Here is a 14,836-nt window from a genome sequence, read left to right as displayed (position 1 = left end):
CCTCCGGGGTCGGGTGCCTGACAGGCCCGGACCCGGAGTCGCTCGAGACAGTCTGAAGCAGTCCGACGGCCGGCATCCTCGCGCGAGGGTGTCGGCCGTTGAGCTTTCGCGCTGCAGCGGGCGCTGACTGGTGCACGAATGCTCCCGTGGGGCATGAAGCCCGGACGCGGGCCCGGAGCAGGCTGGAGGCACACGGCGGGCCCATCGTGGGGTCTGCGTGTCGCGCCCATGCCCCAGCTCGCCACCACTACCGCGCCGTTCCTGCAGGAAATCGTGGTGCTGATTCTCGCAGGCGCGCTCATGGCCTATGTCGGCCATCGCTTCCGGCTGGTGCCCATCGTCGGCTTCCTGCTCGCCGGCGCGCTGATTGGTCCCAACGCGCTGAAGCTGGTGAAGGACCTGGAGCTGGTGAACTCGGCCGCGGAACTGGGCGTCATCCTGCTCCTGTTCAGCATCGGCCTGGAGTTCAGCCTGGAGAAGCTGGTGCGCCTCCAGAAGCTCCTGTTCGGCGGCGGCGGGCTCCAGGTGGGCCTTTCGTCCGTGGGGATGATGGGCCTGCTGATGCTGTTCGGCGTGGCGTGGCGGCCCGCGCTCTTCACGGGCTTCCTGGTGGCGCTGTCCTCCACCGCCATCGTCCTCAAGCTGCTGGGAGATAGGGGCGAGACGTCCTCGGACGTGGGGCAGGTGTCGCTGGGGCTGCTCATCTTCCAGGACCTGGCCGTGGTGATGATGGTGCTGCTGGTGCCCGTGCTGGCGGGGAAGGGCGATACGCCGCTCCACTTCCTGGGGGCCTTCGGCAAGGCACTGGGCATCATCGTCGCGGTGCTCGTGGTGGCGCGCAGGTTGATGCCCAGGCTCCTCGAGGTGGTGGCGCGCACTTGCTCACCGGAGCTGTTCCTGCTCACCGTCATCGCCGTGTGCTTCGGCACCGCGTACCTCACCAGCCTCGCGGGTGTGAGCGTGTCGCTGGGCGCCTTCCTGGCGGGGCTGGTGGTCAGCGAGAGCCGCTTCAGCGAGCACGCCTTCGGCGAAATCCTCCCGCTGCAAATCCTCTTCAGCGCCACGTTCTTCGTCTCCGTCGGCATGCTGCTCGACGTGGGCTTCCTCGTGGAGCACCTGCCGGAGGTGCTCCTGGCCATCATCGCGGTGCTCCTGGTGAAGGTCCTCACCACGGGCATCGCGGTGCTGGCGCTCGGCTACCGCATGCCGGTGGCGGTGGAGAGCGCGCTGCTGCTGGCCCAGGTGGGCGAGTTCTCCTTCGTGCTGGAGCGCAGCGGTCGTCGGCTGGGCCTGTTCCCCGCGGGGCTGGAGGAGGGCTCGCAGGCGTTCATCGCGGCCACCGTGATGTTGATGGTGCTCACGCCGCTGCTGTCACGGCTGGGCGGCTGGGCCCAGGGGCGGCTCACCCGCAAGGTCCATCGCGCGGTGGCGCAGGCGGGCCCCACCACGGACGATGCGGAGGCGCTCGCGGCCGAGTCCTTCGCCCGCTACGAGAACCACGTCATCGTCGCGGGCTACGGAGATGGGGCACGCAGGCTCGCGCGCGTGCTGCGCGGCTCGGGCATTCCCTTCCTCGTCTCCACGCTGAGTCCCCCGGGCGCGAACGAGGCGGAGGCCGAGGGGATGGCGGTGCTCCGCGGCGACTACGCCCGACAGCGCACGCTGCGCGTCGCGGGTGTCCAGCGCGCCAAGCTCCTGCTCGTCGTGGATGACGACGCGGCCATGGCCCACCGTGTGGTCGCCGTCGCGCGGATGGAGAACCCGACGCTGCGACTCGTCGCCCGGGTGCGCGCCGTGGCGGACGTGGAGCCGCTGCGCGAGGCCGGCGCGGACGTCGTGGTCTGCGAGGAGCTGGAGAGCCTGGTGGCCGTGCTCTCCTCGGTGCTCGAGGACTACCGCCAATCCCCCGAGGACATCGAGGGGCACGAGGACTCCGTGCGTCGCTCCGGCTACGCGGCGCTGCGCAGGTCCGGCGCGCTGGAGAAGCCGCTGCTCGTCTGTGCGCTGGAGAAGGACTGTCTCGGCTCCCGCCGGGTGTCGGTCCGTCCGGGCGCGCCCCTCGTGGGGCTCTCGGTCGCGGCGCTCATCGAGCGCGCGGGCGGCGCCCTTGGAGTCCTGGAGCTGCGACGAGACGACGTGCCGCTGACCTCCGTCACGCCCCACACCCTCTTCGAGGCCGGTGACGAGCTGGTGCTCAAGGGCGCCGCGGACGCCTTCGAGCGTTGCGCCGAGCTGTTCCGCACCCCCGCGCCCGAGGGGATCGAGCTGGAGCCCGTGCCCGCCGCGCCTCGCACGTCGGCGGAGCTCATCGACACGCAGGCGACCCTCGAGTTCCTGCCGAAGCCGGGCACAGGGCCTTGTGGCCACCTCGACCGGCTGCGACCCGTGCGACCGAGGACCCGCGGGTGCGAGGAGTGCCTGAAGCTCCACGACACCTGGGTGCACCTGCGGCTGTGCATGACGTGCGGCCACGTGGGGTGCTGCGACGACTCGAAGAACAAGCACGCGACGCGGCACTTCCACGAGTCGGACCACCCCATCATCCGCTCCGTGGAGCCGGGCGAGCGCTGGGGCTGGTGCTACGTGGACAAGGTCCAGCTCGACAGCGAGCCGCCCGCGCGCACGTAGCACCGCTGTCGCTTCAGAGCGGCCGCACGTGCTCGGCGAGTCGGCCCGTGGTCATCAACTCCTGGAGCTCGTCGCCCATGCGCTCGCTCTCGGCGACCACCTGGTTCCAGGCGCGGATGCGCGCGGTGTCGCTCATGCGCTCGAAGTCGGAGCGGTCCGGAATCCGTCCTCCGGGCAGGCGCGCCACCAGCTCCGGGGAAGGGGAGATGAGCAGGGCCCTGCGGAAGTTCAGCGGCTTCGCCCGTCGCCAGCGCAGCGCCTTGTCGAACCAGCCCGGCACCACGTATGGATAGAAGTGCGGATAGAGCACCAGGCCCTCGCCCGCGCCGAAGTCCAGGTCCAGGTGGTAGTCGATGACGCCGCCGTCCCGGTACACGCCCGCATGCGCGCCCGGGATGCGCACGCCGCTGAGCACCAGCGGGATGGAGCCCGACGCGATGAGCGCCGGCTTCAGGTTCTCCTTCGTCAACGGCAGGTGGACCGAGGGCAGGTCCTTCTGTCCCACGAAGGGGCTGGTGTCGCCCGCCGTGTCGAAGATGACGCGCTGAAGGTGCAGGCTCAGGCTCCGGCGGCTCACCACGTTGCCCATGGCGCACAGCGCCAGCCCGAGAAGCTGCACGCGCGGATGCTCCACGCCCAGCGGCCCCTTGCACAGCGCGGTGACCACGTGCAGCCGGGCCCACGGGTGGCGGAGGATCTCCTCCACGCCGTCATCGCCCAGGAGCGCGTCGAGGATCCGCTCGCTCGTCTCGCTCACCAGGGCGGGGGAGGGCTTGGGCGGATAGCGCTGGTCGATGTACGCCGCCTCGAAACGATGTAGCGCGGCGACCGGGTCCTTCTGCGCCAGACACGCCAGCCGCCAGCTGCCGATGGAGCTGCCAATCAGGTGCAGCGGACGGGTGCGCCCCTGGAAGAGCCCACCGAAGAGCGCCCGGTCCAGCCCCGCGAGCACCAGCCACTTGGGACCTCCGGAGGCCCCAGGAACGACGTCCACGTCGTCACCACGCAGGCCCCGCGCGCGCAGGAGCCGCAGTGCGTCGGGGCCGGCCAGAAGCGTCAGGTTCGATGCCATGTCGACCCGGTACGCTAACAGGGCGACGCGTCGTGCGCGGGACTTCCTCCAATCGTCCCACCCGGGTTGCGGCCGTTCATGCACCACTGCTGTAGTGCGCGCGACGCCATGAAAAAGCTCCCGCCCTCCGAATGGAATCTGAGTCGTCGCGCCTTCCTCGGTGGCACGGCCGCGGCCACCGCGCTGGCCACGCTCGACGCCTCGGCGAGCCCCGACGCGACGAAGTCCCTGCCCGCGCCGTTCGAGCTGGAAGAGGCCACCGTCGCCGACCTCCAGGCCGGCATGCGGGAAGGGAAGTACACCGCGCACGGCCTCACCGAGCGCTACCTGTCGCGCATCGCCGCCCTGGACCGCTCGGGCCCGCTGCCGCTGTCGTCCGTCATCGAGGTGAACCCGGACGCGCTCGCCATCGCGCAGGCCCTGGATGAAGAGCGCAAGAGCAAGGGCGCGCGCGGACCGCTCCACGGCATCCCCGTGCTGCTCAAGGACAACATCGCCACGACGGACCGGATGCAGACGTCGGCGGGCTCGCTCGCGCTCGTCGGCGCGGTGCCTCCTCGCGAGGCCTTCCTCGTCACGAAGCTCCGCGCGGCCGGCGCCGTCATCCTCGGCAAGACGAACCTCAGCGAGTGGGCCAACTTCCGCTCCACGCGCTCGGCCAGCGGCTGGAGCGGACGGGGCGGGCAGTGTCGCAATCCCTATGCGTTGGACAGGACGCCGTCGGGCTCCAGCTCCGGCTCGGGCGCGGCCACCTCGGCCAACTTCTGCGCCGTGTCCGTGGGCACGGAGACGGATGGCTCCATCGTGTCCCCGTCCTCGGCGTGCTCACTGGTGGGCCTCAAGCCGACGGTGGGGCTCATCAGCCGCGCGGGCATCATCCCCATCTCCCAGAGCCAGGACACCGCGGGGCCCATGACGCGCACCGTGGCGGATGCCGCCGCGCTGCTCACGGTGCTCGCGGGCATCGACCCCGCGGACGCGGCGACCGCGCGCAGTGAGGGCCACACCGGGCTCGACTACACGAAGTTCCTCGACGCCGACGGGCTCAAGGGCGCGCGCATCGGCGTCCCGCGCGAGCACTACTACGGCTACCACGCCGCCACGGACGCGCTCGCGGAGCAGGCCCTGGAGGTCATGCGCTCCAAGGGCGCCATCATCATCGACCCGGCGCCCATCCCCAACGTCGAGAAGCTCCAGGAGCACGAGTTCGAGGTGATGCTGTACGAGTTCAAGGCCGGCACGGAGGCCTGGCTCGCGAGCCTGGGCGACCAGACGAAGCTGCGCACGCTCGCGGACCTCATCCGCTACAACGAGGAGCACTCGGACCGGGAGCTGCCGTACTTCGGCCAGGAGCTGTTCCGTCAGGCCCAGGCGCGCGGGCCGCTCACCGACGCGAAGTACCGCAAGGCGCTGGCCGCGTGCCGCAAGCTGTCGCGTGAGCAGGGCCTGGACGCGGTGATGCGCAAGCACCGCCTGGACGCGCTCGTCGCCCCCACCGAGGCGCCTCCCAGCCTCATCGACCTGGTGAACGGAGACCACTGGCTGGGCAGCAGCTCCACGCCCGCCGCAGTCTCCGGCTACGCCACCCTCACCGTGCCCGCGGGCTACGTGCGCGGGCTGCCCGTGGGGCTGTCCTTCATCGGTCAGGCCTGGAGCGAGCCCACGCTGCTCAAGCTCGCCTACGCCTACGAGCAGGCCACCCGCCACCGACGTCCGCCCGGCTTCCTGCCCACCGCCGAGCTGCGGCTGCTCGCCGGGCGCTGAGTCGGCGCTACACCGCTCAGGGCGACGCGGCCCACGGCAGCGTCGCCTGCATCACCGCCTCGTGCAGCGCGGCGGTGCGCAGGTGGTTGAAGCGCTGGTACTCCGGGTCGCTCACCATCTGCAGGAAGGCGGCGCGGCTCGGATAGCGCACCAGCATCACCGCGTCCCACGTCTGGCCCGGCTCGGCCACCAGCGGAGTGGAGCAGTCGCCCGCGTACAGCGGCTGCGCGCCCGCCTTCAGCATGAAGGGCATCACGGCGTTCGCGTACTCGGCGAACGAGGCGCGGCCACCCTCCTTGAACTTCACCAGGTTCATCATCACCAGGGGACCGCCGGGGTCTTCCTGGAGAAATCGCTCGATGTCGTTGCCCTGCGGATCGACGGCCACGGTGATGCCTCCTCGCTCCTGTGAATCAATCCGCCCCCCATCGAGACGGCGAGCCATTGTCTCCCAGACGCGCAGTGTGGTGCACCTGGCGCGCCGGCGACTCGGCCCTGTCAAACACTGGGGCCCCCGACACCCACGACGAGCACGTCACGAGTGGCGGAGGCCCCGGTCGGAAGCCCGGTGCACGAGGCCCCGGGCGTCACGTCATCAGCGGTAGTACGGCGACAGCGCGGCCTGGATGCGCGCCAGCAGGTCCTCGGCCTGGATGAGCTCCGTGCCGCTGAGCGTCCCCAACTGGGCCTGGACCGCGTCGCGGCCCTGGCGCAGGGCCACGTAGGCCGGCAGGCTCTGCATGTTCTTCAGGATGTCCACCATGGCGCGGCGGGACTGGAAGCCGCGCACGCCGTCCACGTTGATGAGGATGCCGTGGATGTCCGCGAGCACCTGCGGGGTGATGGCGCTGTCCTCGTCGGGCGTGGCCGTGAAGCTGCCGCGCGCGGCGAGCGGGTCCAGGTACAGGCGGGACAGCACGCGACGGGCGAGGTCATCGGCCACCGCGCCGTAGCCCGGGCCCGCGTCCGGCGGAACCGCGAGCGGAGGACGCACGGCCGCGATGGCGACGTCGTACGCGTACGTCTGGTCGGCTTCCACACCCGAGCGCGCCCACTGCAGCGTCGCGTTCAGGTAGTAGTCGAACGAGCCCGCGAGCAGCGGGAAGGGGAGGACTTCGTACAGCAGCAGCTCCTGCACCAGCGCGTACGTGGAGCCGTAGAAGGCGCCCAGCGGGTCGGAGTAGCGGTCATACGGGTTGCAGTACGGCTCGAGCTCCGTGTCCTCGTCCGTGCAGAACAGCTCCGTGGGCTCGTCCGGCGACAAATCGTACAGGTAGCGGACGGCCTGCACGTCGTAGGACTGCGGCGTGTCCACGAAGATGGCGTCGGGATCGTACACGTACTCCATCACCGAGTTGGAGCGCGGGCTGTTGGGCGCGCCGGTGTACACGAGCGAGCCGGCGAAGTTGTGGCGCAGGCCCAGCGTGTGGCCCACCTCGTGGAGGATGACGTGCGTCAGGTACGCCTCCACCTTCTCCTTCTTCGTGCGCTGCGTCTCCGCCGCGGGCCCCGGCAGCTTCTTGTGCTTGGCCAGCGCGTCGTCGCGCATGGGGGGCAGGGGCATGGCGCACAGGTGGTCCTTGTCGAAGCCGCCCCACGACATGCGCACCGGCTTGCGCGCGTTCTTCAGCTTCGCCGCGACGGCGGCCTGCGCGTCGTCGCCGAACTCACCGTCGGCCAGCTCCAGCCACAGCGCGTTGACGTAGACGGTGGCGCCGCGAATCTCGCTGGTGTTGGGGTTGAGGCGCCAGTCGGCGAAGGCGAAGCCCGCGGACGCGTCCGGGTCGAAGATGATGACGTTCTTGTCGTCGTCCGCGAAGCCCGACGTCGCGCCCACGGAGGCCTCGAACACCTTGAAGCCGAACGCCTGGTTCCAGCCCTCGACGCCCCGCTTCACCGCCGCCACCACGTCGTAGTTGGCGAAGCGCGGGTCGGCCTGCACCTTGTTCACCGTGTCGGTGATGATCCACTTGATGGGCTTCATGCCCGGGCGGATGTTCCACTTCGCCGCCGTCTGGGTGACGTAGCCCGTGTTGGGGAGGATGCGCGGCTCACCGCGGAAGTAGTGCTCCAGCCACGGCAGCTCCGTGGGGGTGTAGCCCTGGCCCTCCTTGTACTGGCGCAGGGCGATTCCCAGCGTGCCGGAGGTGCGGAACAGGTTGTCCTCCAGGAAGTCCGGCGCGGACGGGTCCGGCACGTCCGCGTAGCCGGTGAACACCTGCTCGAACGTGACGCCGTCGGAGATCTTCCGGAAGCGCTGCGCGAAGCTCAGCTCCGTCTGGAAGCGCACGCCGGTGGCGCCGTAGGCCTCGCCCATCACCCCGTAGCGGTTGAGCCCCGCCGTCGGGTCCACCAGGATGTAGCTGTTGGAGCCGCGCAGGACGTTGAAGGCGCCGTAGTCGTTGACGATGGGCCACGCCTCGATGAGCACCTCCGGGTCGAACACGTCGCTCATCGTCTTGCGGTCATCCGCGTCGAAGACGAACAGCTTCCCGTTCTGCTCCTTGAAGCTCACCACGCGCGTGCCTAGCGAGGACGCCGCGCCGTAGTACACCGCACCGGGGTGCAGCTGCTTGAGGTACGCCGACATGAACCAGCGCTGCCCCAGCTCGCTCTTGCGGATGGCCAGGTAGAAGCTCTCGCCGGAGTTGGACACGGAGCCGTCCAGTCGCTGGACGACCCGGCCCTGCTCCTCGGCGCTCACCTTGCGCGGAACGGCGACGAACGCGTCATCCAGCTCCACCTGCAATGACTCGGCGGGTGCTTCAGGGGTCGGGGGTTGAGGCTCGTTCGCGTCGGATGCGGGACCGCAGCCAACGCCCAGGGCCAAGATGGTGGTGACGGCGCCGAACAGGCCGCGCCGCAGCGGGGAATTCCACCTCATTGTTGCCTCCATGGGGTTTCGCCACTTCGCTTCGCGGCTTCCCCTTTGCTCAAGGAGATGCCGCAAAGAGTCATCCGCGCAGCCTGCCTGGAAGTTGCTCCTCACATTGATTTCTTGGTTTCGCGCAATCCGGTGACACCAGCAGTACGGATGCGGGTCAGCCGTCGGTGCGCTCGCGCTGCGAGTCCAGGTAGGCCGCGAAGCCCGCCTTGGACTGGATGCGGAAGGGCGGCAGGCGCGCGAGGGCCTCGGGCGCGAAGACGTACTGCTCGCACACGAGGCTGGCGCGCTGGGTGTCGTCGCTTGCGCCGATGAAGGGCTGCACCTCGTGCTGGAGGTGTCCCTGGAAGTGCACCAGCAGTCCCGGGCGCGGCCGCACCTCACCCAGCGGGCGGTTGTCCTCGAGCAGCCGCAGCGCGCCGCCTCGCGCGCCCGGAGGCACCTGGAGGTAGAGCACGCTGACGTGGCGGGGCGTGGCGTCCGGCACGCCGCTGGGCCCCTGGAGCGTGGCGTCGATGTGCCGGCCCACGCCCATGCCCGCGTCGAGCAGCAGGAGGTTCAGATAGAAGGCGTTCGGCTCGGCTCGGGGCTGTCGTCCGCTGAACAGTCGCTCGCGCCACGGCAGCAGGCCCCGCGCGCTTCCGGGCTCCAGCACGCGCGCCAGGAAGGGCGTGAGGAAGGGGAAGCGCGCCTCAAGCGTGGGGCGGCCCTCCCGGGTGAAGATGAGGGCGAAGCCCCGGCTGCCCTGGAACGTCCCCATCAACGGGCTGCGCGCCACGAAGCGCGAGCCGAGCAGGGCGTCCCGGAGGGCCTCCAGCTCACCGGGAGGCAGGGCTTGACGGTGGGTGATGTAGGCGCTCAAGACGAGAAATAACGGAGTTTCAGGGGGAGCGGATCAATTGGCTTTTACTGCCTACCTTTTAGGTTCCAGAATTGCGGGGCCGTCCCTCCCCCCCGCGCAAGGTCCCCCCTGCATGAGCCAGCAACCTCGTTCCGTCAACAGTGCTCCCTCCGCTGCTCCCAGCTCTCCGCCGGCCGCGGCGGTGATGACCCAGATGGTCTACGGATTCTGGATTTCTCGCAGCCTGCAAATCATGGCGGAGCTCGGCATCGCCGACATCATCGGTGACGTGCCCAAGACGGCGGAGGAGCTCGCGCAGGCGAGCGGCACGTATGCCCCCGCGCTGCGCCGCATGCTCCGGCTGCTCAGCGGGCTGGGCGTGCTCATCAAGGACGAACAGACACAGGCCTTCGGGCTGACGGAGCTGGGGGAGATGCTGCGCAAGGACAGCCCCGGCTCGGTGTACGGCTCGCTGCGGGCGCATGGCCACCTGCTGTCGTGGTCGGCCTGGGGTGACCTGGTGTCGTCGCTGAAGACGGGGCAGCCGTCCGTCGAGAAGTTCATGGGGGACAGCTTCTTCGGCTACCTGTCGAGTCATCCGGAGGACGCGGCCATCTTCAACGGCAGCATGGCCGCGTACCAGAGCCTCAACGCGCCGGCGGTGGTGGGCGCGTACGACTTCTCGCAGGTCCGCTCGGTGGTGGACGTGGGCGGCGGCACGGGCACGCTCCTGGGCCACATCCTCCAGTCGCACCCGCACCTGAAGGGCGCGCTGTTCGAGCTGCCGCACGTGAAGGCGGAGGCGACGGCGCGGCTGAACGGGATGGGGCTGGGCAACCGCTGCCAGGTGCTGGAGGGCGACTTCTTCGCCAAGATTCCGGCGGGCCACGACGTCTACATCCTGTCGCAGATCCTCCACGACTGGGACGACGAGCGCAGCCTGAAGATCCTCACCAACATGCGCGAGGCGATGGGCCCGCAGTCCAAGCTGCTCATCGTGGAGACGGTGCTGCCGGGCGACAACGTGCCGCACTTCGGCAACCTCTACGACATGGCCATGCTGGTGCTGGTGGGCGGCCGCGAGCGCACGGGGCCGGAGTACTCCGCGCTGGTGGAGAAGGCGGGCCTGCGCGTGCACCGCGTGCTGCCCACGTACATGCCGCCGAGCGTGGTGGAGGTCGTCCCCGCCTAGGCGCGGGACGGGCCCGGCCCGGCTCACGCGTCGGGCCGGCGCCGGGGCGTGTCGAGCAGGTGCAGGAGCGCCTTCTCGGAGCAGTGCAGCCTGTCGCCGCGCGACGACGTCAGCTCGTCCACGGAGTCGAAGTAGCGGTCCACCACCTGGCCCCGCTCGAACAGGGCCAGCACGGACGGGTAGATGTACGAGGAGCGCGCGACGGCGGGCGTGTTGCCCAGGTGCTCGGCGACCTCCTTCACCGCGGCCACCATGCTCTTCTTGAGCGCGGGACCCTTCGCCTGGGCCTGCTTCGCGCGGGCCCGGGCCAGGGCGCACGCGCAGATGAGGGTGCCCGCCCAGGTGCGGAAGTCCTTGGCGCTGTAGTCCTCGCCCATGACCTCCTGGATGTACGCGTTGATGTGGCGCCGGCGGACGTCCACCACCAGCCCGTCATCCAGCACGAACTTGAACACGTCCCGCCCGGGCACCTTCAGGAGCTTGCGCACGAGCGTGGCGACGCGCCGGTCGGTGAGCTGGCGGTGCTGCTGCTTGCCGCTCTTGCCCGGGAAGTCGAACGACACCGTGTCCCCGGACACGCGCACGTGGTTCCTCCTCAGGGTGGCGATGCCGAAGCTCGCGTTGTCCTCCGCGTAGCGCTGGCTGCCCGGGCGGATGAAGCACGTGCCCAGGATGCGCAGGGTGGCGGCCAGCACCTTGTCGCGCCCCAGCCCCTGGCGCCGCAGGTCCGCGTTCACGCGCCTGCGCATGCGCGGCAGGGCCCGGGCGAAGCCGACGATGCGCCGGAACTTCGCCTCGTCCGCCTTCCTCCGGTACGCGGCGTGGTAGCGGTACTGCCAGCGGCCCGCGGCGTCGCGGCCCACGGCCTGGAGGCTCGCGGTGGGGGAGGGGGCGATGAACACGTCGCGCCACGCGGGCGGCAGTCGCAGGGCCTCGATGCGCTCCTTCGTCCTCGCGTCCACGCGCCTTCCGCTCGCGTCCACGTAGCGGAAGCCCCGGGCCGGTGAGCCCACGCGGCGCAGGCCCTCTTGCTGGAGCCGCTCCAGCCGCGTGAGACCCCGGCTCCGGGCGGGGGCTCGAGGCGGGCGGGCAGTGGCGGCGGTGGCTTGCATTTCGCGGCTTCCGGGTGGAGGTGGACCCCGGGAACCCTTGGGTCCCGGCCCTCTGGAGGTGCCAATCCCGAGCGCGCGCGGCAACGAAGGTCGCCTCTGCTTTCCCGCCCGTGGAGCAGGCAGGAAAACGACCCCCCCGGTTTTCGCAGGGAATGCCCGTGGATTAGAGTCCGGAGCGCTGATGACGCCCTTCTTCGACGCCATCCTCGCGTTCCCCACCGCCCTCTTCACCACCGCCATGGGCGTGGTGCTGACCTATTGGCTGTTCGTCATCGTGGGCGCGGTGGGGATCGACCTGCTGGACGGCGGGCACGTCGACTTCGAGTCGGGCGGCAAGGCGCTGGGCGCGGCCATCGAGGGTGGCGGCAAGGCGCTGGCGGGCTCGCTGGAGGGCGGGGCGAAGGCGGCGGGCGAGGCGCTCCAGGGCGGCAAGGCGCTCGCGGGGCATGACCACGACGCGCACGTGGACGGGGGCATCCTCTCCACGCTGGGCTTCGCGGGGATTCCGCTCACGGTGTCCGTGAGCCTGGTGTCGTTCTTCTCGTGGTTCCTGTCGCTGCTGGCCACGCCGCCGGCGCACGCGCTGCTCGGCGGGGCGCTGCCATCGTGGCTCATCAACTCCACGCTGGGCATCCTGTGCTTCATCGCGGGCCTGGTCATCTCCGGCTTCGCGGTGCGGCCGCTGCGGCCCGTGTTCGTGGCGCACAAGGCGCCGGGGCGCGACTCGCTGCTCGGCCGGGTGTGCACCATCTCCAGCGGCAGCGTCACGGACAGGAACGGCCACGCCACGTTCGAGGACGGCGGCGCGGGCATCATCTTGAATGTCATCTGCGCCAAGGCGAACGGCCTGAAGCGCGGAGACCCGGCCCTGGTGCTCGCGTACGACGCCGAGCGCGACGCGTACGAGGTGGAGCCGGTGGATTGGTTGTTGCCGGAGGAGATGGATCAGCTTCGCGACCCGGTGCGGGCCGCGGCGCTGGCGCGCTCCCGGGCGCGCGCATGACTTGAGTCGAGGCACGGGTCCGCTTCAGAGGGGGGCGGGCCGTGAATGGATTCGACGCCAGGGGGCTTTCGCGGGGGATCCCTGGCGCCTGATACAAGGCCCGCCGTCAATACTTCACAGGAAAAGGCCATGGATCCCATCACGCTGGTAGCCGCCGTCGGCGGAGGTGTCATCCTCCTGACCGGCATCATTCTCACCATCGTCCGTCTCTACCGGCAGGTGGACCAGGGCAAGGTGCTCATCGTCAACACGCTCAAGAGCGAGCCGCTGGTGACCTTCTCCGGCGCGGTGGTGTTCCCCATCATCAACCGGGCGGAGGTGATGGACATCTCCCTGAAGACGGTGGAGATCGACCGCCGCGGCAAGGAGGGCCTCATCTGCCAGGACAACATCCGGGCGGACATCAAGGTCACCTTCTTCGTGCGCGTGAACAAGACGCGCGAGGACGTGCTCAAGGTCGCCCAGTCCATCGGCTGCGTGCGCGCCAGCGACCAGGAGACGCTGGAGAAGCTCTTCGAGGCGAAGTTCTCCGAGGCCCTCAAGACGGTGGGCAAGAACTTCAACTTCGTGGACCTCTACACCAAGCGCGCCGAAATCAAGGACAACGTGGTGGAGGTCATCGGCCGCGACCTCAACGGCTACATGCTGGAGGACTGCGCCATCGACTACCTGGAGCAGACCCCGGTGGAGATGTTGGACAAGGACAACATCCTGGACGCCGAGGGCATCCGGAAGATCACCAAGCTCACCACCGAGCAGAACATCGTCACCAACGAGCTCAAGCAGACCGAGCGCCAGGCGGTGACCAAGCGCAACGTCGAGGCCGACCAGAGCATCTTCGAGCTGGAGCGTCAGCGCGAGGAGGCGGCCGCCAAGCAGAAGCGCGCGATTGAATCCGTGCAGGCCGAGGAGTCCGCGGAGGCCGAGCGCGTCAAGCAGGAGCAGTACTCCAAGGCGCAGCTGGCGCGCATCAAGGCCGAGCAGGAGATCCTCGTCCAGGAGCAGAACAAGACGCGCGACATCGAGGTGGCCCAGAAGCACCGCGAGCGCGAGGTGAGCGTGGAGGCGGAGAACGTGGAGCGCGCCCGCTCGCTGGCGGCCATCGGCCGGGAGCGTGAGACGGAGCTGGAGCGCATCGCCAAGGAGCGCGCGCTGGAGGAGCAGAAGAAGGACATCGCGGACGTGGTGCGCGCGCGCATCGCCGTGGAGAAGACGGTGGCGCAGGAGGAGGAGCGCATCAAGGACCTGCGCGTGGAGTCGGACGCGCTGCGCAAGAAGCAGGCGCTCATCATCACCGCCGAGGGCCAGGCGCAGGAGAAGACCGTCAAGGACGTGAACGCCGCCAAGGCCAACAGCGAGATGGCGGTGTACATGGCGAAGGAGAAGCTCACCCTGGCCGAGGCGGACCTGGAGGCCGCGGACAAGACGGCCAAGGCGAAGACGCGCCTGGCCGAGGGCATCCAGGCGGAGGCCGCCGCGACGGGCCTGGCCGGCATCCGCGTGAAGGAGGCGGACGCCGCGGCCACGGAGAAGCTGGGCATGGCGCAGGTGCGCGTGCAGGAGGCCGAGGCGGGCGTCATCGAGAAGCAGGGCCACGCCCAGGCGCAGGCGGTGCGCGAGAAGCTCCTGGCGGAGGCCGCGGGTGAGCAGGAGAAGGGCCTGGCCCGGGCGCGCGTGCAGGAGGCGGAGGCCGTCGCCATCCAGAAGCGCGGCGAGGCGGAGGCCATCGCGACGAAGGAGAAGCAGCTGGCGGAGGCCGCGGCCATCCAGGAGAAGCTGCTCGCCGAGGCCCGGGGCCTGGCGGAGAAGGCGGCGTCCATGAAGCTGATGGACGGCGTGGGGCGCGAGCACGAGGAGTTCCGCCTGCGGCTCGGAAAGGAGCGCGACGTGGAGCTGGAGAACATCCGCGTGCGCAAGGACATCGCGCAGGCGCAGGCGGAGGTGCTGGCCAAGGCGTTCGCCAACTCGAAGTTCAACATCGTCGGCGGCGACGGCGAGTTCTTCGAGCGCTTCGTCAAGGCGGTGTCCTTCGGCACGGCGGTGGACGGCGCGCTGGACCACAGCGAGTCGCTGAAGAAGGCGCTGGGCGGGTACGTCAACGGCGAGAAGGACCTGCCGGCGGACCTCAAGGAGATCCTCTCCAAGCCGGGTCTGAGCAACGACGCGCAGAACCTGGCCGTGGCCGCGTTGCTGCACCGCATGACGCCGAGCGCGACGGACGCGACGGCGGCGAGCCTGAAGGCCCTGCTGGGCTCCGACGGCAAGGCCGCCTCCGCCGACAAGCAGGGCTGAGGCCATCAGCAGGGGGCCGCCATCGCCGCGCGAGCCGTGCGGTGGCGG

Annotated in this window: 10 protein-coding genes; 5 read left to right on the top strand and 5 right to left on the bottom strand. The window is 70.0% G+C overall.

Translation table 11 applies throughout. The annotated features are described in order from the left end of the window. Positions 1–138: 138 nt before the first annotated feature. Positions 139–2,628, top strand: a complete 2,490-nt coding sequence (locus tag AC6JA9_RS23100) for a cation:proton antiporter domain-containing protein (protein ID WP_497957842.1) — start codon at positions 139–141, stop codon at positions 2,626–2,628. Positions 2,629–2,641: 13 nt separating this feature from the next. Here the strand turns inward: AC6JA9_RS23100 and AC6JA9_RS23095 are convergent, their stop codons facing one another. Further along, entirely contained in the window at positions 2,642–3,700 is a 1,059-nt protein-coding gene (locus tag AC6JA9_RS23095; protein WP_497957841.1) for a patatin-like phospholipase family protein, read from the bottom strand. 108 nt (positions 3,701–3,808) lie between these two features. On the opposite strand from AC6JA9_RS23095, the gene AC6JA9_RS23090 reads away from it, so the two are divergent. Next, on the top strand, positions 3,809–5,464 hold the full coding sequence (locus tag AC6JA9_RS23090; RefSeq protein WP_223783623.1) for an amidase: 1,656 nt from the start codon (positions 3,809–3,811) through the stop codon (positions 5,462–5,464). A 16-nt stretch (positions 5,465–5,480) separates the two neighbouring features. Here AC6JA9_RS23090 and AC6JA9_RS23085 read toward each other — a convergent pair whose 3' ends face one another. The 3 genes from AC6JA9_RS23085 to AC6JA9_RS23075 all read right to left on the bottom strand — a co-directional run bounded on the left by AC6JA9_RS23085 (position 5,481) and on the right by AC6JA9_RS23075 (position 9,210). Continuing rightward, positions 5,481–5,852, bottom strand: a complete 372-nt coding sequence (locus tag AC6JA9_RS23085) for a DUF1330 domain-containing protein (protein WP_141323122.1) — start codon at positions 5,850–5,852, stop codon at positions 5,481–5,483. 207 nt (positions 5,853–6,059) lie between these two features. After that, positions 6,060–8,348, bottom strand: a complete 2,289-nt coding sequence (locus tag AC6JA9_RS23080) for a zinc-dependent metalloprotease (protein ID WP_497957840.1) — start codon at positions 8,346–8,348, stop codon at positions 6,060–6,062. A 157-nt stretch (positions 8,349–8,505) separates the two neighbouring features. Next, entirely contained in the window at positions 8,506–9,210 is a 705-nt protein-coding gene (locus AC6JA9_RS23075) for a 2OG-Fe(II) oxygenase family protein (RefSeq protein WP_267700811.1), read from the bottom strand. A 193-nt stretch (positions 9,211–9,403) separates the two neighbouring features. Here AC6JA9_RS23075 and AC6JA9_RS23070 point away from each other — a divergent pair, with 193 nt between their 5' ends. Further along, entirely contained in the window at positions 9,404–10,381 is a 978-nt protein-coding gene (locus AC6JA9_RS23070) for a methyltransferase (RefSeq protein ID WP_141323119.1), read from the top strand. Between the two features lie 23 nt (positions 10,382–10,404). On the opposite strand, the gene AC6JA9_RS23065 is transcribed toward AC6JA9_RS23070, so the two are convergent. Next, positions 10,405–11,493, bottom strand: coding sequence for a DNA topoisomerase IB (locus tag AC6JA9_RS23065; RefSeq protein WP_223785829.1), 1,089 nt, complete (start codon positions 11,491–11,493; stop codon positions 10,405–10,407). A gap of 181 nt (positions 11,494–11,674) precedes the next feature. Between AC6JA9_RS23065 and AC6JA9_RS23060 the strand changes: the two genes are divergently transcribed. Further along, complete coding sequence (locus AC6JA9_RS23060) at positions 11,675–12,496, top strand: hypothetical protein (protein WP_223751787.1); 822 nt, start codon at positions 11,675–11,677, stop codon at positions 12,494–12,496. Between the two features lie 129 nt (positions 12,497–12,625). Then, positions 12,626–14,788: a hypothetical protein gene (locus AC6JA9_RS23055; protein WP_141323116.1), complete on the top strand. Its 2,163-nt coding sequence runs from the start codon at positions 12,626–12,628 to the stop codon at positions 14,786–14,788. Positions 14,789–14,836 lie beyond the last annotated feature (48 nt).

Source organism: Myxococcus sp. MH1, assembly GCF_059738865.1.
Note: the sequence above shows the minus strand (reverse complement) of the source record. Positions and strands in the feature narration are given on the sequence as shown.

Coding starts and splice junctions, on each gene's coding strand:
- AC6JA9_RS23100 (WP_497957842.1), top strand. CDS start 139: ATGCTCCCGTGGGGCATGAAGCCCGGACGCGGGCCCGGAGCAGGCTGG.
- AC6JA9_RS23095 (WP_497957841.1), bottom strand. CDS start 3,700: ATGGCATCGAACCTGACGCTTCTGGCCGGCCCCGACGCACTGCGGCTC.
- AC6JA9_RS23090 (WP_223783623.1), top strand. CDS start 3,809: ATGAAAAAGCTCCCGCCCTCCGAATGGAATCTGAGTCGTCGCGCCTTC.
- AC6JA9_RS23080 (WP_497957840.1), bottom strand. CDS start 8,348: ATGAGGTGGAATTCCCCGCTGCGGCGCGGCCTGTTCGGCGCCGTCACC.
- AC6JA9_RS23070 (WP_141323119.1), top strand. CDS start 9,404: ATGGTCTACGGATTCTGGATTTCTCGCAGCCTGCAAATCATGGCGGAG.
- AC6JA9_RS23065 (WP_223785829.1), bottom strand. CDS start 11,493: ATGCAAGCCACCGCCGCCACTGCCCGCCCGCCTCGAGCCCCCGCCCGG.
- AC6JA9_RS23060 (WP_223751787.1), top strand. CDS start 11,675: ATGACGCCCTTCTTCGACGCCATCCTCGCGTTCCCCACCGCCCTCTTC.
- AC6JA9_RS23055 (WP_141323116.1), top strand. CDS start 12,626: ATGGATCCCATCACGCTGGTAGCCGCCGTCGGCGGAGGTGTCATCCTC.